The sequence below is a fragment of the Streptomyces sp. NPDC006335 genome, from assembly GCF_040612795.1.
GTDB lineage: Bacteria > Actinomycetota > Actinomycetes > Streptomycetales > Streptomycetaceae > Streptomyces.
This window is the reverse complement of sequence record NZ_JBEXQX010000003.1, coordinates 173,272-194,349: the sequence shown is the minus strand read 5'-3', so window position 1 is coordinate 194,349 and position 21,078 is coordinate 173,272. Positions and strand designations below refer to the sequence as shown.

The 21,078-nt window shown below is 71.9% G+C and carries 19 protein-coding genes; 8 read left to right on the top strand and 11 right to left on the bottom strand.

From position 1 onward, the window contains the following. Positions 1-257: 257 nt before the first annotated feature. Positions 258-1,223 carry an ABC transporter substrate-binding protein gene (locus ABZ098_RS11640; RefSeq protein ID WP_356589695.1) on the bottom strand — a complete coding sequence of 322 codons (966 nt, stop codon included), beginning with the start codon at positions 1,221-1,223 and terminating at the stop codon, positions 258-260. 367 nt (positions 1,224-1,590) lie between these two features. Between ABZ098_RS11640 and ABZ098_RS11635 the strand changes: the two genes are divergently transcribed. Genes ABZ098_RS11635 through ABZ098_RS11620 form a run of 4 tightly spaced genes read left to right on the top strand, consistent with a single transcriptional unit; the run spans position 1,591 to position 5,740 of the window. Further along, positions 1,591-4,242, top strand: a complete 2,652-nt coding sequence (locus ABZ098_RS11635) for an ATP-binding protein (RefSeq protein ID WP_356589693.1) — start codon at positions 1,591-1,593, stop codon at positions 4,240-4,242. Next, positions 4,239-4,715, top strand: a complete 477-nt coding sequence (locus ABZ098_RS11630) for a roadblock/LC7 domain-containing protein (RefSeq protein ID WP_356014048.1) — start codon at positions 4,239-4,241, stop codon at positions 4,713-4,715. The genes ABZ098_RS11635 and ABZ098_RS11630 overlap by 4 nt, the downstream gene beginning before the upstream one ends. Positions 4,716-4,734: 19 nt before the next feature. Further along, positions 4,735-5,151: a DUF742 domain-containing protein gene (locus tag ABZ098_RS11625; RefSeq protein ID WP_356589691.1), complete on the top strand. Its 417-nt coding sequence runs from the start codon at positions 4,735-4,737 to the stop codon at positions 5,149-5,151. Beyond that, complete coding sequence (locus ABZ098_RS11620) at positions 5,138-5,740, top strand: ATP/GTP-binding protein (protein WP_356589689.1); 603 nt, start codon at positions 5,138-5,140, stop codon at positions 5,738-5,740. Before ABZ098_RS11625 ends, ABZ098_RS11620 begins: the two co-directional genes overlap by 14 nt. A gap of 83 nt (positions 5,741-5,823) precedes the next feature. On the opposite strand, the gene ABZ098_RS11615 is transcribed toward ABZ098_RS11620, so the two are convergent. The 4 genes from ABZ098_RS11615 to ABZ098_RS11600 all read right to left on the bottom strand — a co-directional run bounded on the left by ABZ098_RS11615 (position 5,824) and on the right by ABZ098_RS11600 (position 11,121). Further along, on the bottom strand, positions 5,824-6,492 hold the full coding sequence (locus tag ABZ098_RS11615) for an ABC transporter permease (protein ID WP_356589687.1): 669 nt from the start codon (positions 6,490-6,492) through the stop codon (positions 5,824-5,826). Next, the gene (locus ABZ098_RS11610) at positions 6,489-7,178 is read right to left on the bottom strand and encodes an ABC transporter permease subunit (protein ID WP_356589685.1); all 690 of its coding nucleotides are present in this window, start codon (positions 7,176-7,178) and stop codon (positions 6,489-6,491) included. The genes ABZ098_RS11615 and ABZ098_RS11610 overlap by 4 nt, the downstream gene beginning before the upstream one ends. Further along, positions 7,175-8,305: an ABC transporter ATP-binding protein gene (locus ABZ098_RS11605; RefSeq protein ID WP_356589683.1), complete on the bottom strand. Its 1,131-nt coding sequence runs from the start codon at positions 8,303-8,305 to the stop codon at positions 7,175-7,177. The genes ABZ098_RS11610 and ABZ098_RS11605 overlap by 4 nt, the downstream gene beginning before the upstream one ends. Positions 8,306-8,454: 149 nt before the next feature. Further along, positions 8,455-11,121 (bottom strand): ATP/GTP-binding protein, encoded by a 2,667-nt coding sequence (locus tag ABZ098_RS11600; RefSeq protein ID WP_356589681.1) that lies wholly within the window; start codon positions 11,119-11,121, stop codon positions 8,455-8,457. 386 nt (positions 11,122-11,507) lie between these two features. Between ABZ098_RS11600 and ABZ098_RS11595 the strand changes: the two genes are divergently transcribed. Continuing rightward, positions 11,508-11,822, top strand: coding sequence for a hypothetical protein (locus tag ABZ098_RS11595; RefSeq protein ID WP_356589679.1), 315 nt, complete (start codon positions 11,508-11,510; stop codon positions 11,820-11,822). Here ABZ098_RS11595 and ABZ098_RS11590 read toward each other — a convergent pair. From ABZ098_RS11590 to ABZ098_RS11575, 4 genes are all read right to left on the bottom strand, one after another. Beyond that, on the bottom strand, positions 11,815-12,612 hold the full coding sequence (locus ABZ098_RS11590; RefSeq protein ID WP_356589677.1) for a zeta toxin family protein: 798 nt from the start codon (positions 12,610-12,612) through the stop codon (positions 11,815-11,817). The genes ABZ098_RS11595 and ABZ098_RS11590 overlap by 8 nt on opposite strands. A gap of 349 nt (positions 12,613-12,961) precedes the next feature. Then, the gene (locus ABZ098_RS11585) at positions 12,962-13,684 is read right to left on the bottom strand and encodes an FAD:protein FMN transferase (RefSeq protein ID WP_356589675.1); all 723 of its coding nucleotides are present in this window, start codon (positions 13,682-13,684) and stop codon (positions 12,962-12,964) included. Positions 13,685-13,691: 7 nt separating this feature from the next. Next, entirely contained in the window at positions 13,692-14,381 is a 690-nt protein-coding gene (locus tag ABZ098_RS11580) for an FMN-binding protein (protein ID WP_356589673.1), read from the bottom strand. 10 nt (positions 14,382-14,391) lie between these two features. Next, entirely contained in the window at positions 14,392-15,732 is a 1,341-nt protein-coding gene (locus ABZ098_RS11575) for a ferredoxin reductase family protein (protein WP_356589671.1), read from the bottom strand. A 152-nt stretch (positions 15,733-15,884) separates the two neighbouring features. On the opposite strand from ABZ098_RS11575, the gene ABZ098_RS11570 reads away from it, so the two are divergent. From ABZ098_RS11570 to ABZ098_RS11560, 3 genes are read left to right on the top strand one after another with little or no spacing between them, the layout of a single operon-like run. Continuing rightward, complete coding sequence (locus ABZ098_RS11570) at positions 15,885-16,574, top strand: response regulator transcription factor (protein ID WP_356589669.1); 690 nt, start codon at positions 15,885-15,887, stop codon at positions 16,572-16,574. Further along, a complete protein-coding gene (locus ABZ098_RS11565) occupies positions 16,571-18,019 on the top strand; it encodes a HAMP domain-containing sensor histidine kinase (protein ID WP_356589667.1) in 1,449 nt (482 codons plus the stop codon). Before ABZ098_RS11570 ends, ABZ098_RS11565 begins: the two co-directional genes overlap by 4 nt. Before the next feature lie 52 nt (positions 18,020-18,071). Next, positions 18,072-19,073, top strand: coding sequence for an NAD-dependent epimerase/dehydratase family protein (locus ABZ098_RS11560; RefSeq protein ID WP_356589665.1), 1,002 nt, complete (start codon positions 18,072-18,074; stop codon positions 19,071-19,073). 77 nt (positions 19,074-19,150) lie between these two features. Here the strand turns inward: ABZ098_RS11560 and ABZ098_RS11555 are convergent, their stop codons facing one another. Next, positions 19,151-20,263 carry a HAMP domain-containing sensor histidine kinase gene (locus ABZ098_RS11555; protein ID WP_356589663.1) on the bottom strand — a complete coding sequence of 371 codons (1,113 nt, stop codon included), beginning with the start codon at positions 20,261-20,263 and terminating at the stop codon, positions 19,151-19,153. A 3-nt stretch (positions 20,264-20,266) separates the two neighbouring features. Then, the gene (locus ABZ098_RS11550) at positions 20,267-20,995 is read right to left on the bottom strand and encodes a response regulator transcription factor (RefSeq protein ID WP_356589661.1); all 729 of its coding nucleotides are present in this window, start codon (positions 20,993-20,995) and stop codon (positions 20,267-20,269) included. Positions 20,996-21,078 lie beyond the last annotated feature (83 nt).

The following is a 21,078-nucleotide window of genomic DNA, read 5'->3' as shown; positions in this document are numbered from 1 at the left end:
CACCATCGGACGCCACGCCCCCGCATCGACGTCCGCGCGACCCGGCGAAGAAAACACCGGTCCTCGCCCCCAACGCCACAACCACACAAGTGGTCCCGCACGCCCCGAACCGGCAACGACCCACCGGCACGCAACCACCGACGCCCGGCCCCGGCGCGGGAACCGCTCCGCGTCGGTGGCCGGGCCGTGTCGGCCTGGCGGGGTCGTCAGCCGAGGCCGTTGGACTTCAGCCAGGCCTTCGCCACCTGGCGGGGTCGTCAGCCGAGGCCGTTGGACTTCAGCCAGGACTTCGCCACGTCCAGCGGGTCCTCGTTCTCGAGCTGGACCTTGGTGTCCATGTCGAGGAGCGCCTTCGTGTCCAGCTTGGCCGAGACCGCGTTCAGGGCGGCCACGCCCTCCTGGGTGAGGCCGGACTTGTAGACCAGCGGGGTCACGTTCGCGAAGCCGAAGAGGTTCTTCGGGTCCTGGAGGACGACGAACTTCTCCTTGGTGATGGTCGGGTCGGTCGTGAAGATGTCCGCGGCCTGGACGGTGTTCTTCTTCAGGGCCGCCTGGGTCAGCGGACCGCCCGCGTCGAGAGCCTTGAAGGACTTGAACTTCAGGCCGTACTGGGACTCCAGGCCCAGCAGGCCCTGCTGCCGGGTCTGGAACTCCGGCGAACCGCCGATGACCAGGTCCGGGGCGATGTCCTTGAGGTCGGCGAGCGTGGAGGAGGAGGTCAGGTCGTACTTCTTCGCGGTGGCCGCGTTGACGCTGACCGAGTCCTTGTCCTCCGCGGGCGCCGAGTCGAGCAGCGTCAGCTTGGGGTCGAGCTTGGCCTTGACCGCGGCGTTCACGGCCTCGGCGGACTCCTGCGCCGCGTCCTTGTCGAGGTAGGCCAGCAGGGAGCCGTTGTACTCGGGCAGGACGGTGATGGAGCCGTTCTTCAGCAGCCCGTAAGTGGTCTCGCGGCTGCCGATGTTGGGCTTGTAGGTGACCTTGATGCCCTTCGCCTTCAGGGCCTCGCCGTAGATGTCGGCGAGCAGGATGCTCTCGGCGAAGTTGTTCGAGCCGACGACGACGGTGTCGCCGCTGCCGGCGGCGCCCGTGTCCTCGTTCAGCGGGTCGGAGGTGTCGTCGGAGGACCCGCACCCGGCCAGCAGCACCGTGGCGGCGGCGAGCGCGACGGCGGCCACGCCGGGGTTCTTCCTGAGGGACCTGCGGTGTGCGGCGGTAGAAGTCACGATTCCCGTTCCGGAACTCTGGGGATGCACAGTGGTCAGGGCGTTCGTGCGGGGAAGCCCTCGTACTGATCCAATCCAGCCAGTTCTTCCTCAGTCAAGACCGGCCTGGTCACAATTGGCGTCGGTCCGTGGTCGGTTGTGAAGGAAGCGCGAAACCGGCACGCGGGGTGCGACTCGGGTTGTAACGGATTCTTGACTCAGGGCGGCAACAAGCGCTGTCCGAAGAGGCTGTAGTCTCGCCGCAGTTGGCGCCGGTCACACAGGCGTGCAGGAGCCACTCAAGTGTCCCTACGCACCGTCCCGTAGCGATCAGAATCGGTCAGAAGCGCTCACACGCGCCGGCCGAGACACCCACGAAGGAGGGCTGGTGTCCACGAACGAGGTGGACGCGTCCACCCGGTCGGCACCGCCGCCCAACCGGGACGGCGCACGCGGCGACCGGGGCTTGCGGGACTTCGCCGAGCGCTGGCCGTTCCGGCGCAAGCTGAACATCCTGGTCGGGGTGCCCCTCGCGGTGGTCGCCGTCCTGCTGGCGTATCTCTTCGCCGACCAGGTCGGCCAGTCCCAGGACGCCTCGGACGCGGCCCAGCTCGTGCGGGACAGCGCCCAAGTGGCCAAGCTCGTCGGGCAGTTGGAGGCCGAGCACCAGCAGGCGGTCCTGCTTTCCGTGCGCCACCAGTCCACCTGGGACGGCAACACGCCCTCGCGGACCGCCTACCGCGAGGCGCAGATCCGCGTGGACAACCAGGTCGAGAAGGTCCACGAGGTCTTCGGCGACCGGCTGCCGCAGGAGGAGGCGCAGGCCCTTCGCGAGGTCAAGGGCCTGGAGGACCTGCGCGAGACCATCGAGAAGGCCTACCTGCCCGCCGACAACATCGACCCGGCCTACAGCGACGCCGCCAAGGGCCTGATCGACGGCCTCGGGCTCGACCGCAACCCGGCCCTCGCCGCCACCTTCACCGGCAACCTGCTCGACTCGCTGCTGCGCGCCGACGCCGCGCACGGTGCCTTCGAGACCGGCGTCTTCTCCGCGACGACCGGCGACTCCAACGCCCTCATCGAGCTGATCGGCGCGATCGGCTCCTACGACGAGTACACCCACCAGGTCGAACGCTTCGGCCGGTTCGCCACGGCGGAACAGGCCGAGGCACTGGGCGACATCGAGCACAACAGGGCGCAGGCGACGATCGCCCGGCAGTACGCCGAGCTCCAGATCGACCCCGGCTCGCTCCAGGCGCAGACCCCGGCCGAGATCAAGGACGCCTTCCAGACGGCGCTCGACTCCTACCCGGACTACCGCAGCCAGGCCCGGACCCGGCTGAAGACCACCACCTCGCTCATCGACCAGATCGCCGACCGCGCCGACACCGCCTCCCGCAACGCGCGCTCGAACGCGGCCTGGCTGCTCGGATCGGCCCTGCTCGGTTTCGTGCTCTGGCTCGCCTTCTCGGTCGCCGTACGGCGCTCGGTGGTGCGCCCGGTGCAGGCGCTCACCGGTGCCGCCAAGCAGGTCGCCGAGGTGGCGGGCCGTGAGCTCGCCCGGGTGGCCGACGACGACACCGAGGACACCGGGACACCGCTGCTCCAGGAGATGCCGGTCACCGCGAAGGACGAGATCGGTGACCTCGCCGACGTGTTCAACCAGGTGCAGACCACCGCGGTCGCGCTGCTGGAGCGCCAGGTGCTCAGCCGCCGCAACGTCGCCGAGATGTTCGGCAACGTGGGCCGCCGGGTCAGCAACCTGACCACCCGGCAGCTGGCCCTGATCGACGCGGTCGAGCGCGGCGAGACCGACCCGGCGCTCCTGGAACGCCTCTACAGCATCGACCACATCGCGGTCCGCCTGCGCCGCAACGCCGACAGCCTGATGCTGCTCGCCGGCATCCGCGAGACCGTCCTCGACTCGGGGCCGCTCGCCCTCACCAACGTGGTCCGTGCCGCGCTCGGCCAGATCGAGGGCTTCCAGCGGGTCTCCCTCCAGGCCGGCACGGAGGTCATGGTCGAGCCGGACATCATCGGCGACCTCACCCTGATGGTGGCCGAACTCGTCGAGAACGCGGTGTCCTTCTCGCCCGCCGGCAGCCCCGTCGAGGTCATCGTCAAGGACAGCCGCGAGGGCGCGCTGGTCGTGATCTCCGACCACGGTCTCGGCATGAGCCCCGAGCGCCTGGAGGAGGAGAACTCCCGCCTCGTCCGCCGCGAACGCCTCGACCTCGTCCCGACGAAGGTGCTCGGCCTGTTCGTGGTCGGCACCCTGGCCCGCCGCTGGGAGGTGGGCGTGGTCCTCTCCCGCACCCCCGGCGGCGGTGTCACGGCCGAGGTGACCATCCCCTCCTCCCTCCTGCTGACGACGAGCCCGGTCGCGGTCGCCGCCGGCGCGGTACCGGGCCCGGCGGCGGCCTCCCCTGCGGTCCCGGCGGCGGCCCCGGGAGCACGCCCGGCACCCGCCTGGGCTTCGGACACCGGCCCGGACACGACACCGGCCCCGGATCCGGTCCGGGCCACAGGTCCTACGGCCGTACGGCCCGACTCCGGCCAGGAGGCCGCCGCGAGCCCGCCGACCCGGGGTACCGCGGCCACCGGGCCCGGCGCCACGGGAACGGCTTCCAGCGACGGCGACGGCGAGCACGCACCCCTCCCCCGCCGGATCCCGCAGCGCGACACCGAACCCTCCTCCTCCACAACCCCGTTCATCCCGAAGGCCCGCACCGGCGAGGCATCCGCAACCGGGGCCGAGAACGACGGTTCCCGCCCCCTGAGGCGCCGGGTCCGCGGTGCCACGCTGCGCACCACCCTCGGTGCCGACGCCGTACCGAAGACCGCTCCGCTCCAGCCCGCCGACGCGGAGGCCGTTCGCGAGGCGCTCGACGAGTTCGAGGCGGCCGTGGAGCGCGCCCACCGGGACAGCGAGACCGGCAGCCACCCCAGACCCGTCCTCAGGCACGACGTGGAAACCCAGCAGAGCGCATCCAACCCCCCGCACGATCAGAACCACTCCCCGGAAGGAGCGGAGCAGTGAGCACGTCCACAGGTGACACGCCTACGGAAGGCACCACGCCCGCCGACCTGCAGGCCGCCGCAGCCGACTTCACCTGGCTGCTGAACCGTTTCGCGACGGAGACCGCGGGCGTCGTCGACGCCATCGCCGTGTCCTCGGACGGGCTGCTCATCGCCGTCTCGGAGCTGCGTGAGCACGCGGACTCCGAGCGCCTCGCCGCGATCGTCTCCGGCATCACGAGCCTGGCCGCCGGAGCCTCCGGCAACTACGGCCTCGGCGGCCTCAACAAGGTCATCATCGACCTGGAGGGCGGCCACGTCCTGGTCTCGGCGATCGGCAGCGGCGCCGTGCTCGGCGTCGTCACCGACAAGGAGGCCAAGCTCGGCAACATCGCGTACGAGATGACGCTGTTCGCGAACCGCGCCGGTGCCGCGCTCAGCCCCCAGCTCGTACTCGAACTGAAGAACAGCGTCGGCGCCGCGTCGAAGCGCTGACCGAGGAGGAAGCGCAGTCATGGCGGACGGCAGCACGCCTCCGGACCCGGAGCCGGGCGGTCCCGTACCCGCCGTACGGCCGTTCCTCGTCACCGCCGGGCGGGTGGCACCCGATCCGTCCGGCCGGACGATGCCCGTGGAGACCCAGGTGGTGGCCACCGCCGAGGGGCTCGCCGTGCTCGACCGGCTGGCCTTCGAAGAGCACGACATCGTCGCCGCGTGCCGGATCCCGCAGTCCATCGCGGAGATCGCGGCCCGGCTGCGGCTGCACCTGAACGTGGTGCGGATCCTCGCCGAGGACCTGCGCTCGGCGGGGCAGCTGACGGTGCACGTGCCCGACTCCGGCGTCACGCACGACGCCTCCGTCCTGCGCAGGCTCATCGACGGCCTGCGCGCCATCCCCGACTCCCGAGGGGTACTCCGTGACACCGACTGAACCGGCCTCCCGGCCCTCGGCCGCGCCCTCCGCCGCCGTACGACCGCCGCTGCCGGTCAAAATGGTGATCGCGGGCGGCTTCGGGGTGGGCAAGACCACCGCGGTCGGCTCCATCTCCGAGATCGAGCCGCTGACCACGGAGGCCGCCATCACCGAGGTCGCCGCGGGGGTGGACGACCTGAGCCACACCCCGCGCAAGACCACGACCACGGTCGCGATGGATTTCGGCTGCATCACGGTCGACCCGACCCTGAAGCTGTACCTGTTCGGCACGCCGGGCCAGGAGCGCTTCGGGTTCATGTGGGACGACATCGTCGAGGGCGCGGTCGGCGGGCTCGTCATCGTCGACACCCGGCGCCTCGACGACTGCTACGCCGCGGTCGACTACTTCGAGCACAAGCAGATCCCGTTCGCCGTCGCCGTCAACGCCTTCGACGGCAGGGTCGACCACACCCTGGACGAGGTCCGCTGGGCCCTCGACGTCAACGACCGCGTCCCGGTGATCGTGTTCGACGCGAGGGAGCGGGGTTCAGTGCGGGACGCGCTGCTGGTGGTCCTGGAACAGGCCTTGGCTCGTACAGAGGGCTGAGGAGCGCCCCTCAGGGGCGCGGGGAACTGCGCGACAAGCCACAACGGTGCCGCGGCCGCCAAGCAGCAGACTGCGGCACCCCGTCAGGCGCTCCTACGCACCCCGCGGGAAACGGTGAACCGACCAACTCCCCAGAACACCGCCAACGTCACCAACGCCAGCGCAGCGACCAGCGTCGCCCCACCCACGACCTTCTCGTAGTTCCGCTGATAGAGCCCGTCCACGATGTACCGCCCGAGCCCGCCCAAAGACACATACGCGGCGATCGTGGCCGTCGACACGATCTGGATGGCCGCCGACCGCAGCCCGCCGAGGATCAGCGGAAGGGCGACCGGCAGCTCGACCCGGAAGAGCACCTCCACCTCGTGCATGCCCATTCCCCGGGCCGCGTCCACCGGGGCGGGATCCACCGACCGCATCGCCTCGTAGGTGGTGACGAGGATCGGCGGCACGGCGAGGACGACCAGCGGGGTCATCACGTTGATCAGCCCGAACCCGAGCGAGAGGGTCATCAGCACCAGCAGGCCGAAGGTGGGCAGGGCCCGTCCGGCGACGGCGATGAAGGCCAGCGCGTTGCCGCCCCGACCGTAGTGCCCGGTGACGAGCCCCACCGGCAGTCCGATCGCCGCGGCGATGGCGAGGGCCTGAAGGGTGTACTGGACGTGCTCCCCCAGCCGCGTGGGAATCCCGTCGTAGCCCTGCCAGTGGGCGCTGTCGCTGAAGAAGGCGTTGATGAAGTTGAGGACGTTCACCGGGCGGCGACCTCCGGTTCGGGCCGCTGCGCGCGCCGCGCACGCGCGCCGCTCGGCATCCACGGCGTCAGGAGCAGTCGTACGGCGACCAGCAGCCCGTCGGCGAGGATCGCGAGGACCGCCATGGTCAGCACGGCGTTCACGGCGAGTTCGGGCCGGTTGTAGATGTTGGCGTCGTTGATGAGGTTGCCGAGCGCGCCCTGGTTGCCGATGAGCGCGCCGACGCTGACGAGGGAGATGCTCGACACGGTCGCCACCCGCAGCCCCGCGATGATGGCGGGCACGGCGATCGGCAACTGGACCTGGAGGTACCGGCGTACGGGTCCGAAGCCCATCGCCGTCGCGGCCGCGAGGGTCTCCTGCGGCACCGAGCGGACGCCGTCGACGATCGCCGGGACCAGGATCACGAGGGTGTAGACGGTGAGCGGGATCATCACCGTGAGTTCGGTCTGGCCGGTGTAGTCGATGAGCACCACGAAGAAGGCCAGCGACGGGATCGCGTACAGCACGGTCGTCACCCACAGCACGGGCGGGTACAGCCACCGGAAGCGCACGCAGAGCTGGGACAGCGGCAGGGCGATCAGCAGCCCGGCGAGGACCGGCAGCCCGGCCTCCCGGACGTGCAGGCCGACGAGACCGAGCCAGCTGTGCTGGAGGTCGCTGGGGATGTCGAAGAAGCCGTTCACCGGGCGGCCTTGGCGTCCGTACGGCCCTGTGCGTGCGCCCCGCGGATCGCCTCGCCGATGGCCTGCTGGGAGACCACCCCGGCCACCCGTCCCTCGGCGTCGACCCCGACCGCCCACCCGGTGGGCGAGAGCACGGCACAGTCGAGCGCGGCCCGCAGCGAGTCGGTGCCGGCGACGAACGGCCGCCCGTACGGCAGCAGTTGCCCGACGTCGACGCTCCCCGCCGTCAGGTCCCGCGGCTCGCTCCAGCCGAGGGGCCTGCCGTCCACGTCCGTGACGAGGAGGTAGGGGGCCTCGGCCGTGCCGGCGGCGGCGATCCGCTCGGCGGTGGCGTCGACCGCGACGACGGGTGCGGTGCGCAACCGCAGTCCGGAGGAAGGGAAGAAGGACAGCCGCCGGATGCCGCGGTCGGCGCCGAGGAAGTCCTCGACGAACGCGTCGGCGGGGTGGGAGAGCAGCTCGGCGGGCGGCGCGTACTGGGCGAGCTTGCCGCCGGTGCGCAGCACGGCGACCATCGTGCCGATCTTGACGGCCTCGTCGATGTCATGGGTGACGAAGACGATGGTCTTGCCCAACTCGTCCTGGATGCGCAGGAGTTCGTCCTGGAGGCCTTTGCGGACGATGGGGTCGACGGCCGAGAACGGCTCGTCCATCAGGAGCACCGGCGGATCGGCGGCGAGCGCCCGGGCCACACCGACGCGCTGCTGCTGTCCACCGGACAACTGGTAGGGGTAGCGCTTGGCGAGGGAGCCGTCGAGCCCGACCCGCTCCATCAGCTCCCGGGCCCGGGCCCGCGCCTTCTCCTTGCCCCAGCCCAGCATGCGGGGCACGGTGGCGATGTTGTCGACGATCGTGCGGTGCTGGAACAGCCCGGCGTTCTGGATGACGTAACCCATGGACCGGCGCAGTGTGTTGACCGGCTGCTGCCGGCTGTCCTTGCCGTCGATCAGGATGGTTCCCTCGCTGGGTTCGACCATCCGGTTGATCATGCGCAGGGTCGTCGTCTTGCCGCAGCCCGAGGGGCCGACGAGGACCGTGATCGAGCGGTCGGGTATCTCCAACGAGAGCCGGTCGACCGCCACCGTGCCGTCCGGGTACCGCTTGGTGACTGAATCTATCCGTATCAAAGCGCCGAATACCCTTCGGGTCTGGCAGAAGTTGTCCGCATTCGGCCGGTCCAGCAGGCCGTCCGGCAGAGTCTAGACGGCTTGTGTTGCAGACAATCGAACGGTGGGCAGCCCGGACCGCGGTCGTGGGTACCGGTCCGTGCGGCTCGTCACGGCGCGCCGCCGTACAGCGCGCGTCGGGCGGTGACCAGGGCCCGCCAGCGGGCGCGGGTGGGCTCCGGCCCGTCGAGCCATCGCGCCCGCGGCGGCCCGTCGTCGGGGAGGGGCCGCCCGGCCATGAAGCACACGAGGTCGCCGTAGTAGGCGTAGTCGCCGCCGTCGACCGTCTCCCGCAGGCGGGCGAGACACGCCTCCAGCCCGGCCCGGTCGGCGAGGACGGCGTGGTGGAAGGCGAGCGCGAGCTCGATCGCCGGGCGGGCGGCGGTGATCCCGGCGGTGGCCGCCTCGGCACGCAGGACCTGGGCGCGGCCCTCGATCTGGGCCGAGCCCGTGCCCGCGTCCCGCAGCAGGGCGGCGATGTGCGCGGTGAGGCGGGTGGCCCGCAGGTCCAGTCCCACCAGCAGGTGATGGGCGAGGTCCAGTTCGTCCTGGGCGACGGCGGGGTCGGTGAAGGCCAGGGTGAAGGCCCGTTGTGCCTGGGCGGTGGCGCGCTCGCCGGCGACGGCGTGCTCCTCGGCCTCGTCGCGGGCGGCCCGGTAGGCCTCGGCGGCGCGGGCCATGTCGCCCTGCACCCACCAGACGTCGCCGAGGACGCGGTGGTGGCGGCCGGCCCAGCCCAGGGTGTCGGCGGTCCGCAGGGCGGTGGGGAAGTCCCCTGCGAGACGGGCCAGGTGGGCGAGGCCGCGCCGGGCCGCGGGGGCGAGCCGTCCACCGCCCTCGGCGACCCGGCGCATCCCGTCCCGCGAGTCCTGTGAGCGGCCCAGGTCACGGTGGGCCTTGGCCCGGTAGTAGAGCGCCATGTCGCGCAGCTCCGGGGGCAGCAGCCCGGAGTCGACGACGGCGGTGAGCCGGGCGACGGTGCGTTCGCGGTGTTCGTGCTGGCGGCGGGCGAGCGCGCTGAGCGTCTCGACCAGGGCGTCGGCCGGGGTGCGCAGTGTGGGCGGGGCGGGCTCGTCGGGGGCGGGCGGGGCGAGCGGCTCCCACACGGAGTCGCCGACGTAGGCCCAGGCCGCGTCGGCGAGCCAGCCGAGGTCGAGGCCGAAGTCCCGTGCCAGGCGCAGTCCTTGGCGCAGGCAGTTGACCAGCAGCGCGCGGTCGGGTGCGGGCGCGGCGGCCCGGCGTTCGCCGATCGCCTCGAAGGCCCGTGCCGCCGCCCGCGTCCAGTCCCGCTCCGACCAGCGGTCGTCCGCCCGGTCACCGGCCGTACGGATGGTGGAGCGGATCACCCCGTGCAGGTGGTACGGCCAGACGGCGTGCGGATCGAACCGGACGAAGGGCCGCTCGACCATGCGCAGGGCGGCCGACTCGTAGGTCATTCCCGCCGCCCGGGAGGCGAGCGCCACGTCGAAGTTGTCGAGGAGGGAGACGGAGCGCAGGACGTGCCGCTCGTCGGGGGTGAGATCGCTGAGCGTCCTGACGATGAGTGCGGGGAAGTCGAGGTCGAGATCGGCCGGACGCGGCTCGCGCCCGGTACGCCGGATCGCCAGGAACCGCTGGACGGCCAGGTCGAGGTGGAGCGGCAGCCCGTGGGAGCGCGCGGTGATCACGGCGCGCACGTCGGGCCCCATGACGGGGGCGCCGTCCCGGGTCAGCCGCCGGGCGAGGTAGTCGTCGCAGTCTTCGGCGGAGAAGTCCCCTACGAGGATCTGGCGTGCCGGTCCCCGCGAGCCGGCGTCCGCGGGTCCACCGGGTACGGCGAGACCGGGCCAGGCCGAGGGGCCGGTCCAGTCGAGCTGCCCGTGCAGGGCCTCCTCGGCCCACTGGAGCCGGCTGCGTCCGGTGATGACGAAGAACGCGTTGGGCATGAGCCAGACGACCCGCTGGACCAGCCGTTCCAGATCCCGGTGGACGCGGTCGCCGACGTCCTCGAACGTGTCCAGGAGCACGACCGGCAGGACGGTCCGGCCCGGGGGCAGCCGGGCGAGCTCCCAGGCCAGCAGGTGCGGGTAGTAGGAAAGCGTGTCCAGACCGGGCTCGGCCTCCAGCAGGTCGGCCAGCCGGGAGCATCCCGCGAGCGCCCGGACCGAGGCCCGGTGGTCCCGCAGCGCCCGCACCAGGGCACCGGTGACCTGCCCGACCACCGCGCCGACGGTGCCGGGCAGCAGGACGGCCTGGGCGATGTCGGTGAGCGCGGACTGCATCTGCTGCGGTACGGCTTTGCCGAACCGGCGGCCGAGACCTCCGCGCAGGAACTCCTCCAGCGGCTCGCCCGGGTGGACGTGGTCCCAGTAGCGGCGCAGCGCGAGGTCGAAGGCGGGCAGCGGCCGGCCCAGTTCGGCGAGGGCGAGCCTGAGGGTGAGGACGACCCGCTCGAAGTCGGTTCCGGCCGAGCGGGCGAGATCGATCCGGACGGGCAGGACCCGGGTGTCCAACCGGACGGGCTCGCCCCACTGGACGGGCCGGTGCGTCTCGTGGGCCAGCGCGGCCTCCACCTTCCTCGCCAGCGTGGATTTGCCGATACCGCCGACGCCGTGGAAGACGAGGACGTTGTCACGCGGTGTCTCCAGGTCCTCGACGTCGAAGCCGGGTGCGGCGACGGCCCGCGCGTGCTCGGCGAGGGCGGTGGTGACCGCTTCCCACTGCTCCTGACGGTTGGTGAACTGTTCTTCGACCTGGATTCCCCGATCATTCGAACCGAACAGCGCACGAAGATCCAAATCGCGCCCGCCCACCTGCACCCCCCGGATATACCAGGATTTTATGCGCGGCCGAGCTGGGCATCCCATACTGGAACCGGCCATTCCAGTACTGCTCTACGTGTTCGCCATGGCGTACGAGTGTCACTGGCGACACAACCGCCCTAAGCTGTGGGCCCACGGAACGGGGGAAGCACACAGGCCTCTCCCTGCTCCGCTCCCGTACCACAAGCCACGGAGAGAAGCCGGTGGGGTTGACCATCAGGGACGCGGGTAGACACCCGGGCGAGACCGCCGACAAAAGAAACTCCGCGTGCATTCGCCACCCGTGGAAGACAGCCCTGACGGCCCTGGGAATTCGCCCTTCCGATAACGCCCCGGCCGAACAAGGCATCAAGGGACCTGCCGTGTCCGATCCGGAAAACCCACAGGGAACGCCCGCACCGAGCCCATCACTGCACCGCGATTCCAGCCACCGCGATTCCGGCGGATACGCGGTGGCGCTGGAATGCGTACAGCTCGTCATCGCCTGGTACAACAGCGCGATCTACGACGAGGAACACGCCTGTCCGCCCGACGCCGACCGCCTGGAGAAGCTGATCGCCGAGCGGGGCGAGTGCGTGGCCGCCCGCAAGTCCCTCTCCCACGCCGGTCCCGACGAGATCGGACGTGTGGCACGGGACTACGGGACGCGGTTCCGGCTGCTGACCGGCGTCAGTTGAGCGACAGGGGCATCAGCCTGCCGGCCAGTGCCGCGATGTCGTCCCATTCGGCGCCGTACTCAGGCAGCGTGCGGTGCAGTTCTTCCTGGTTCTCGAGGAAGACCTCCGCCTCGTCGCGGGTGTAGGGGCGCTCCCACTCCCTCCGCAGGGCCTCGACCGCCCCCCGGCCCAGGTGGCCGGCGGCGTCGCGCTCACTGTGATGGAGCACGGTGCCGTCGCGGCGCACGACCTTCAGGGAGTGCACCGCGGACTCCCGCTCGACCGCCGCGAGGACCTCGGCGAGGGCCGTGAAGCACACGTCGTGCCCGGCCACGGAGGTGAACCTGGCCTGCGGACTGGTCAGCGCCCGGGCGTAGCGCAGACTGATGCCCTGTCGGCTGTCCGCCTGGCGTACGGCCAGGACGACGAGTTCGACGCGGTAGCCCGCGGCCCGGTACAGCGCCGCGTCGTCCAGGAATTTGCGGTCCGGTCCCGGACTCAGCTCGATCACCACGTCACCGCGCAGGTCACGTACCAGGCTCTCCATCCGCCGCTGCCACTCCTGGTACACGGGGCGGATCCTTTCTCCGGCGGTGCGCGGGTCGGCCGCGAGGAGTTCCAGATACCGAGGGTGGGCGATCTTGAAGTCGTCCCCGCAGATCCGCGTCGCCTCGCGGCCGGAGGACACCAGGTGCCGGTTGTCGGTCTTTCCGGCGCCGGGCTGGGCCGCGAGACAGACGAGGCGCGGATCCTCCCGGGACACGACGGGATCGTAGTCGGGCCTGATGCGCTGCTCGAAAATCGACTCCATGTCGTCCGGTGACAGTGCGACAAGAACGTGCGAACAGGTATCGCAGGAACAACCCCGCTCGCGCGGAGACGGACCGACCCGACGAACGATGATGTGCAAGGGGGCCTCGTTCTGTGAAACTTGATTCCCGCGGTTCACTCGGACCTCGGCAGTGTCACCGAACATCTTCCGCCCAACCGTGCCCTACCGCAACGGTCCTTCGGGATTCCGGGCGATATCCGCAGGAGTGAAAGACCTTCCACCAGGCGCACACCCGTTACTGCAAATTTGCGCCAATACTGAATTGATTGCGTTTCAGAGGGCGGGCCGCCGGTGAATCACCGGCGGCCCGCCCTCGTCAGGTGTCCGTTCAAGCGGCCGCGGGAAAGCCGGGCGTGCGCAGCACCCGTCGCTCCGCGTCCACCGCGAACACCTCGCAACCGTCCAGGGACGCCGCCCAGTCGACGCCCTCGGGGCCCAGGGCGAAGGCCGCCGTGGCGACCGAGTCAGCTTCCGTGAGCGTCGCCGCCACGACCGTCAGACTGAGCAGACCCGTCGCCGGGCGGCCGGTGCGGGCGTCGACGATGTGGTCGCCGCGCTCGTAGCGGGCGGAGGTGGCCACCGCGCCGTCGGTGAGCGAGAGCACCGTGCACAGCTTGTCGGCGTGCTCGGGGTGCCGTACGCCCACCCGCCAGGGGCCGCCCGCGGTGACCACGTCACCACCGGCGTTGAGGACGAACCGGGTCGCGCCCGCCCCGGTGAGCAGTTCCGCCGCCCGCTGCACCGACCAGCCCTTGACCACCGCGCAGGGGTCGAGACGGCGACCGGGCGGCCGTACCTCGAAGGCGCCGCCGGTGGCGACCCGGTAGTGCTCGCACAGGTCAAGGATCTCGCGCAGGTCAGCGCTGAGGTCGGCCTCGGACAGCTCGCCGCGGTCGTACCGCGACACCTCGCTGTCCTCCTTGAAGGGGCTGAACCGGGCGTCGGCCTCGCGCAGCCACGCGAAGAGCGTGTCCGCGGCGGACTCGGGGACGTGCTCGTCGTCGACCCGGAGCGAGACGGGGAAGCCCATGACGTGTTCGACGCGGTGCATCAGGCCATCATGCCTTCGCGTCGATCGCGGCCTGGAGGGACTCCTTGTAGCCGCCGCTGGTGATGGTCGCGCCGGAGACGGTGTCGATGTCCGCGCTCTGCGCCTGAAGGGTCTCCGCGACCAACTGCGGCACGGCCGCCGTGGTCTGCGGGTGGTCCGGCTGCTGGAGCATCCTCACGGCGGCGATCTTGTCGCCCTCGAAGGTCACCTGGACCTGGACGGTGCCCTTCTCGGTGTCGACCGCGGTGCCGTCCACGGTCTGCGAGGAGGCCGCGGACGGGGACGACGAGGCCGCCTTCCTCGTGTTCTCGTCGATCGTGGCCTGGAGGGACTTCTTGTAGGCCTCGCTGGTGATGGTGGCACCGGACACGGTGTCGATGTCCGCGCTCTGCGCCTGAAGGGTCTCCGCGATCAGCTTCGGCACGGCCTCCGTGGTCTGCGGGTGGTCCGGCTGCTGGAGCGTCTTCACGGCGGTGATCTTCGTGCCGTCGAAGGTCACCTGGAGCTGGAGGGGGCCCTTCTCGGTGTCGATCGTCGAGCTCGTGACGACGTTCGAACCGGAGGTTCCCGAGGACGAGGTGGACGAGGTGGAAGGCGTCGTGGCCTGGACGGTCGAGGAGCCGGCCGAGGGCTCGTACAACCAGACGGGGACCAGGCCCGCGATGCTCAGGACGACGACAGGTATGGCTCGTTTCACGGTCTGTTCCTCATCCCGCCAGGCTGAAGCGTTCGAAGTGGATCTGCGGCCCCGGCACGTCCAGCTCGCGCAGGCTGCCCAGGACCGCCTTCATCATCGGGGGCGGTCCGCACAGGAAGACGTCCCGTTGCGCGATGTCGGGCACGAGCCGCGCCAGTTCGCCCGCCGCCAGCTTGTCGGGCACCGGGGGGCCGGTGACGAGGTGCAGTTCGGCGCCCTTGGCGTCCGCCAGGTCGCGCAGCTCGTCGTAGAGGACGGCGTCCCGGTCGGAGCCGACGCGGTAGATGACGACGGTGTGGCCCTGCACCTCCTCCAGGAGGGCCCGGATGGGGGTGACGCCGACACCGCCGGCGATGAGGACGGACTCGGGGCGGGTGCGGTGCAGGGCGGTGAAGGCGCCGTAGGGGCCCTCGGCGAAGACGCGGGTGCCGACCTTGACGTGCCTGAGGGCTGCGCTGCCCTCGCCGGCCGCCTTGGCGGTCAGGCGCAGGGTCCTGCCGTCGGGGGCGGCGGACAGGGAGAAGGGGTTGGCCTGCCACCAGCGGTCGGCGGTCAGGAACCGCCACAGGAAGAACTGGCCCGCCCGGGCGGGGAGTCGGTCGAGGTCCTTGCCGCTGATGTAGATCGAGACGACGTTGTCGCTCTCGGGGACGACGGCGGTGACGCGGAACTGGTGGCGCCAGTTGCGCCACAGGGGGAGCACCGCGCGGCCCAGCGCGACCGAGCCGAGCGCGACGGTCCAGACGCCGTACCAGTAGGCGGTGGCGGCGGACGAGGACGTGAACGTCGTGCCGACCGAGACCTGGTGGGTGAAGGCCAGCACCACGGCGACGTATGTGTACAGGTGGATGAAGTGCCAGGTCTCGTACGCGAGGCGGCGCCGGGCGTAGCGGGCGGAGACGGCGCCGACCACGAGGATCAGGAAGAACGCGACGACCGCGCGGAGCACGCCCTCGGTGGTCTCGGCGAGGTCGACGATCTCGCCGACCGGGCCCACGTCGGTGCCCTCGGCGTAGCCGAAGCTGATGAAGACGACGTGGGCGAGGAGCGTCCACAGGATGCCGAAGCCGGTCCAGCGGTGCCAGGAGGTCAGCCGGTCCATGCCGATGCGGCGGTCGAGCCAGGGCAGGCGGGCCACCAGGACGAGCTGGAACGCCATGATGAGCGCGGCGTACAGGCCGGTGAGGCGGCCGAGCACGATGAGCGCGTTGGAGGCGAAGCCGGCCTGGACGAAGAACCAGGCGACGACGCCCGCGTTGGCGGCCAGCATGGCGTAGAGCCCGGTGCGGGCCACCGCCCTGGGGCGTTTGATCGCCGTGCGGGGCGCTGGGGGCGATTGGACGGTCGTCACGGGTCGTAGCTCCTTGATCGGGCCTCTGGACAATCGAGCTTCTCCGGCGGGAGCTGTCGATCAGCTGTCGTACAACTTTCAAGAGGTTATCGATATGTGTGCGAGCCCCACCCCGCCCTGGCTTTCCGGTCGCTGTGACGCACTATGAGCGGGTGGAAAAAGTACGACTCCTCGTCGTGGACGACGACCCGCCGATCGCCGATCTCGTGGCGACGGTCGCCCGCTACGAGGGCTGGGAGGCGGTCACCGCCAACTCCGGCGAGGAGGCGCTCAGCCGCGCCGCGGAGTTCCGGCCGGACATCGTGGTGCTGGATCTGATGCTGCCCGACATCGACGGCTTCGGCGTCCTGGACCGGCTGCGGCGCTCGGGCACGATGGTGCCCGTGGTGTTCCTCACGGCGCGGGACGCGGTCGCCGACCGGGTGGCGGGCCTGACCCGGGGCGGGGACGACTACCTGGTCAAGCCGTTCGCGGTGGAGGAGCTGATGGCCCGGCTGCGGACCGTGCTGCGGCGCAGCGCCGGGCCCGGCTTCCAGCGCTCGGTGCTGGAGGTCGCGGACCTCACGATGGACGAGGACACCCGTGAGGTGCGGCGCGGCGACAAGCTGCTCACGCTCACCCCCACCGAGTACGAGGTCCTCAGGTACCTGATGCGCAAGTCGCCGACCGTGCTCACCAAGGCGCAGATCCTCGACCACGTGTGGGAGTACGGCTTCGGCGGCCGCTCCAACGTCGTCGAGCTGGTCGTCAGCCGCCTGCGCCGCAAGCTCGACGACACGGGCGAGCCGCTGATCCACACCGTGCGGGGCTTCGGGTACGTCATCCGTCAGGCCGCCGAATGATCCGGCGGCTGCGGTCGGCGTACCGGAGGATGCGGCTCGGGACCCGGCTGGCCCTCGGGCTCGGAGCCCTGGCCCTGGTGGTGTTCGCGGTCGTGGGCACCGCGCTGACCACCTACATGCGGGACTATCTGTCGGCCCAGCTCGACACCCAGCTCGCGCAGGCCCAGATCGCCCAGTCCAAGAGCATCGCGGACTACGGCACGCTCACCGGCAAGAAGTACTACAGCTGGTTCTACGCCGTGTACGACGTCAAGGACGGTGCCCCCGCGCTCCGCAAGCCCGAGGACGCCGGCGACCTGCCGAAGGACGTCGACGACTTCACCGCCCTGGCCGGGGCGCAGACCGCCGCGCACACGGAGCTGCTGCGCACCGAGCACCTCGCGGGCGTCGGCGACTACCGGCTGCGCGCCTGTGAGGTCGAGCCGGGGGTGGTGCTGGTCAGCGCCGCGCCACTGGACGACATCGACGACACCGTACGGCGGCTGATCACGGTCCAGGTCGTGGCGTTCGGGCTGGCCCTGCTGGCGCTCGTGGTGGTCGGCCGCAAGCTGCTGCGGCGCGGGTTGCAGCCGCTGAGCGACATGGCCTCCACCGCGCACGGCATCGCCTCGCACGACCTCACCGAGACGGCGTCCCGGCTGCCGCTGCGCGCCGACGAGCGGGGCGGCGGCCCGGAGGTCGAGGAGCTGCGAACCGCGTTCAACACCATGCTGGAGCACATCGACGACTCGCTCGCGGTCCGCGCGGAGGCCGAGCAGCGCCTGCGCCGGTTCGTCGCGGACGCCTCGCACGAGCTGCGCACGCCCCTGATGTCCGTACGGGGCTACGCGGACCTCTTCCAGTACGCCGCCGCCAACGCCCCCGAGGAGCGGGACAAGCACCTGGCCCGGCTGCGCGCCGAGGCCGCCCGCATGGGGTTCCTCCTGGACGACCTGCTGCTGCTCGCCCGGCTGGACGCGGCGGAGGTGGAGACCCCGCTCCGGCCCGTCGAGGTGGATCTGGTGGAGCTGGTGGAGCACGCGGCCGACGCGTTCCGCGCGAGCCACCCGGACCATCCGCTGACCTTCGAGGAGGGCCCGCGGGCGCTGAGGCTGCGCCTGGACCCGCAGCGGGTGCGCCAGGTCCTCGACAACCTCCTCACCAACGCGGCCGTGCACACCCCGGCGGGCACGGAGGTGTCGGTCGCGGTGCGGGTGCGGGACGGGCACGCCCAGGTGCGGATCGCGGACGCGGGCCCCGGTGTCCCGGCCGCCGACCGGGAGCGGGTCTTCGACCGCTTCTACCGCGTCGACAAGGCCCGCAGCCGGGACCGGGGCGGCAGCGGACTGGGCCTCGCGGTGGCCAGCTCCCTGGTCCGGGCGCACGGCGGGAGGATCGAGCTGGACAGCGAGCCCGGCTCGACGGTGTTCACGGTGTCGCTGCCGCTGAGTCTTACGAAGCCGTGACGTGCGGGCGCGGTCCGGCCGCCCGGGCCGGTCGCGGCCCTAGCGTGAGGGCATGCGCGTACTGGTCACCGGCGGTGCCGGCTTCATCGGGTCCCAGATCGTCGACGCGCTCGTGGCCCACGGCCACGAGCCCCTCCTGTACGACGTCCGTACCGACCCGGCGTCCGACGTACGGGACGCCGACGCCGTCCGCCGCGCCCTGACCGGGGTGGACGCGGTGTGCCACCAGGCGGCCATGGTCGGCCTGGGCGTGGACTTCGCGGACGCCCCGGAGTACGTCTCCCACAACGACGTCGGTACGGCGGTCCTGCTCGCCGCGATGGCCGGGGCGGGGGTGCGGCGGCTGGTGCTGGCCGGGTCGATGGTCGTGTACGGCGAGGGCCGCTACACCTGCGCCCGGCACGGGACCGTACGGCCGGGCCCGCGGGCCGTCGCCGACCTGGACGCGGGGCGCTTCGAGCCGCCGTGCCCGGAGTGCGGCGCGGACCTCTCCCCCGGACTGGTCGGCGAGGACGCCCTGGTCGACCCGCGGAACGTGTACGCGACGACCAAGCTCGCCCAGGAGCACCTGGCCGCCTCCTGGGCGCGGGCCACGGGCGGTTCGGCGGTGGCCCTGCGCTACCACAACGTGTACGGCCGTGGCATGCCCCGGGACACCCCGTACGCCGGCGTCGCCTCCTTCTTCCGCTCGGCGCTCGCCCGCGGTCAGGCCCCGCGCGTCTTCGAGGACGGCGGTCAGCGGCGGGACTTCGTCCATGTGCGGGACGTGGCCGCGGCCAACGTGGCGGCCCTGGAGGCGGGTTCGGCCCCCGGCGCGCTCACGTCGTACAACACCGGGAGCGGCGAGCCGCACACGGTGGGCGAGATGGCCCGCGCGCTGGCGGGGGCGCACGGCGGTCCCGAGCCCGTGGTCACCGGGGAGTACCGCCTCGGGGACGTACGGCACATCACGGCGGACTCGGCGCGGCTGCGGGCGGAGCTGGGGTGGAAGGCGGAGGTCGGATTCGCCGAGGGGATGCGGGAGTTCGCGGGCGCCGGGATGCGGGGCGCGTAGCCCGCGGTGGACCGGTGGTGCCGCCCGTGAAGGAAAGCGGCCGCGGGCGGCACCACCCTGTTTCCGACAGCCGCTCCTCAAGAGGCCGCCGACGGCAGCACCACCTCGAAGCGGCAGCCGCCCGGCACGTTGCGTACGGTGGCCCGGCCCGCGTGGGCCTCCACGATGCCCCGGACGATCGCGAGGCCGAGTCCCGCCCCGGCGGGCGGTGTCCGGGCGTGGGTGCCGCGCCAGCCGGTGTCGAAGACGCGGGGCAGGTCCTCCTCGGGGATGCCGCCGCAGCCGTCCGTGACGGACAGGACGACGCCCTCGGCGCGGTGCTCGGCGGCCACCGCGACCGTGCCGTCGGCGGGGGTGCGGCGGATGGCGTTGACGAGGAGGTTGCCCAGGACGCGGCTCATCTCCTTGCCGTCCACCTCGACCGGCACGGCCGCCACCCGGTCGCCGACCAGCCGTACGCCGTGCTCGCGGGCCAGCGGGTCGGCGCCCGCGAGGGCGTCCGAGACGAGGTCGTACAGGGAGATCCGGCTCGGGCTCAGCGCCAGCGCCCCCGCGTGGATGCGGGAGAGCTCGAAGAGGTCGCCGACCATGTCGTTGAGGCGTTCGACCTCGGTGCGGATCTGCCGCAGATAGCGGGCGGGGTCGGCGGCGACGCCGTCCTCCAGGGCCTCGGACATCGCGCGCAGCCCGGCGAGCGGGGTGCGCAGGTCGTGGGAGATCCAGGCGACGAGTTCGCGCCGGGAGGACTCCAGGGCGCGCTCCCGCTCCCGGGACTCGGCGAGCTTGGCGCTGGTGGCCTCCAACTCCCTGCTGAGGGCGTCGAGTTCGGCGGTGGTGGGGCCGCCGGGCGAGGTGAAGTCGCCGCCGTCGCCGAAGGAGCGGGCGGCGAGCGCGAGGGCCCGGCTGCGGGCGGCGACCCAGCGGCCCAGCAGCAGGGCGGTGGCCAGCGAGACGACGGCGGCCATCAGGACGACGGTGGTGACGACCCGCAGGTCGTGTCCGGACAGGAACATGGCCTGGGCGACCGCGAGGGTGCCGGCCAGCATCGCGGTGACGCCGACCGCGGCGACCACGGTGAGGTGCAGGGCGAGCGAGCGGCGCCGGACCAGCAGCAGCACCCAGGCGCCGAGGAGTCCGGCGGCGACGGCGCCGAGGAAGGCGTACAGGGCGATGAGGAGGGTGGCGCGCACGGGTCACACCTCCGTCGGTGAACCGAAGGACGGGGAGCCGTCGAAGCGGTAGCCGACGCCCCACACGGTCTGGATCAGGCGGGGCCTGGCCGGGTCGTCCTCGACCTTGCCGCGGAGCCGGCGCACATGGACGGTGACGGTCGACAGGTCGCCGAAGTCCCAGCCCCACACCTCGCGCATCAGGTCCTCACGGCTGAAGACCCGCCCCGGATGCCGCAGGAAGAAGGCGAGGAGGTCGAACTCCCGGATGGTGAGGGCGAGTTCGGTGCCGTCCTTGAGGGCGCGGCGGGCCGCCGGGTCCAGCGAGAGGCCGGCGGCGCCCAGCCGGCCGGTCTGCGGGGCGGGGCGGGAGCGGCGCAGCACGGACTCGACGCGCAGGACCAGTTCGCGGGGGCTGAAGGGCTTGGTGACGTAGTCGTCGGCGCCGACCTCCAGGCCCAGGATGCGGTCGTCCTCGTCGCCCCGGGCGGTGAGCATGATGACCGGGACGGGCCCGCTCCCCCGCATCCGGCGGCACACCTCCAGGCCGTCCATGCCCGGCAGCATCAGGTCGAGGACGACGAGGTCCGGGCGGTGCGCGGCGGCGCGGGCGAGCGCGTCGGGCCCGTCGGCGGCCCGGTCCACGAGGTATCCGGCCCGGTCCAGGTAGCCGGAGACCACCTCGGCGACGGTGGGGTCGTCGTCCACGACGAGGACCCGGGGCCGGGTCTGTGCGTACTGCTGCTGCTCCATGCCGCCAGCCTCGCACCGTGCGCGCGAATGTGCCGCGGGCGGCCGCCGACGTCCTTGTTTCGTAAGGAGCCGGAGTCCGGTTT

Bases quoted from the DNA above. Each gene is read 5' to 3' on its own strand.
- ABZ098_RS11625 (WP_356589691.1), top strand. From the start codon at position 4,735: ATGGCGGACGGCAGCACGCCTCCGGACCCGGAGCCGGGCGGTCCCGTA.
- ABZ098_RS11590 (WP_356589677.1), bottom strand. From the start codon at position 12,612: ATGGAGTCGATTTTCGAGCAGCGCATCAGGCCCGACTACGATCCCGTC.
- ABZ098_RS11585 (WP_356589675.1), bottom strand. From the start codon at position 13,684: ATGCACCGCGTCGAACACGTCATGGGCTTCCCCGTCTCGCTCCGGGTC.
- ABZ098_RS11565 (WP_356589667.1), top strand. From the start codon at position 16,571: ATGATCCGGCGGCTGCGGTCGGCGTACCGGAGGATGCGGCTCGGGACC.
- ABZ098_RS11560 (WP_356589665.1), top strand. From the start codon at position 18,072: ATGCGCGTACTGGTCACCGGCGGTGCCGGCTTCATCGGGTCCCAGATC.
- ABZ098_RS11550 (WP_356589661.1), bottom strand. From the start codon at position 20,995: ATGGAGCAGCAGCAGTACGCACAGACCCGGCCCCGGGTCCTCGTCGTG.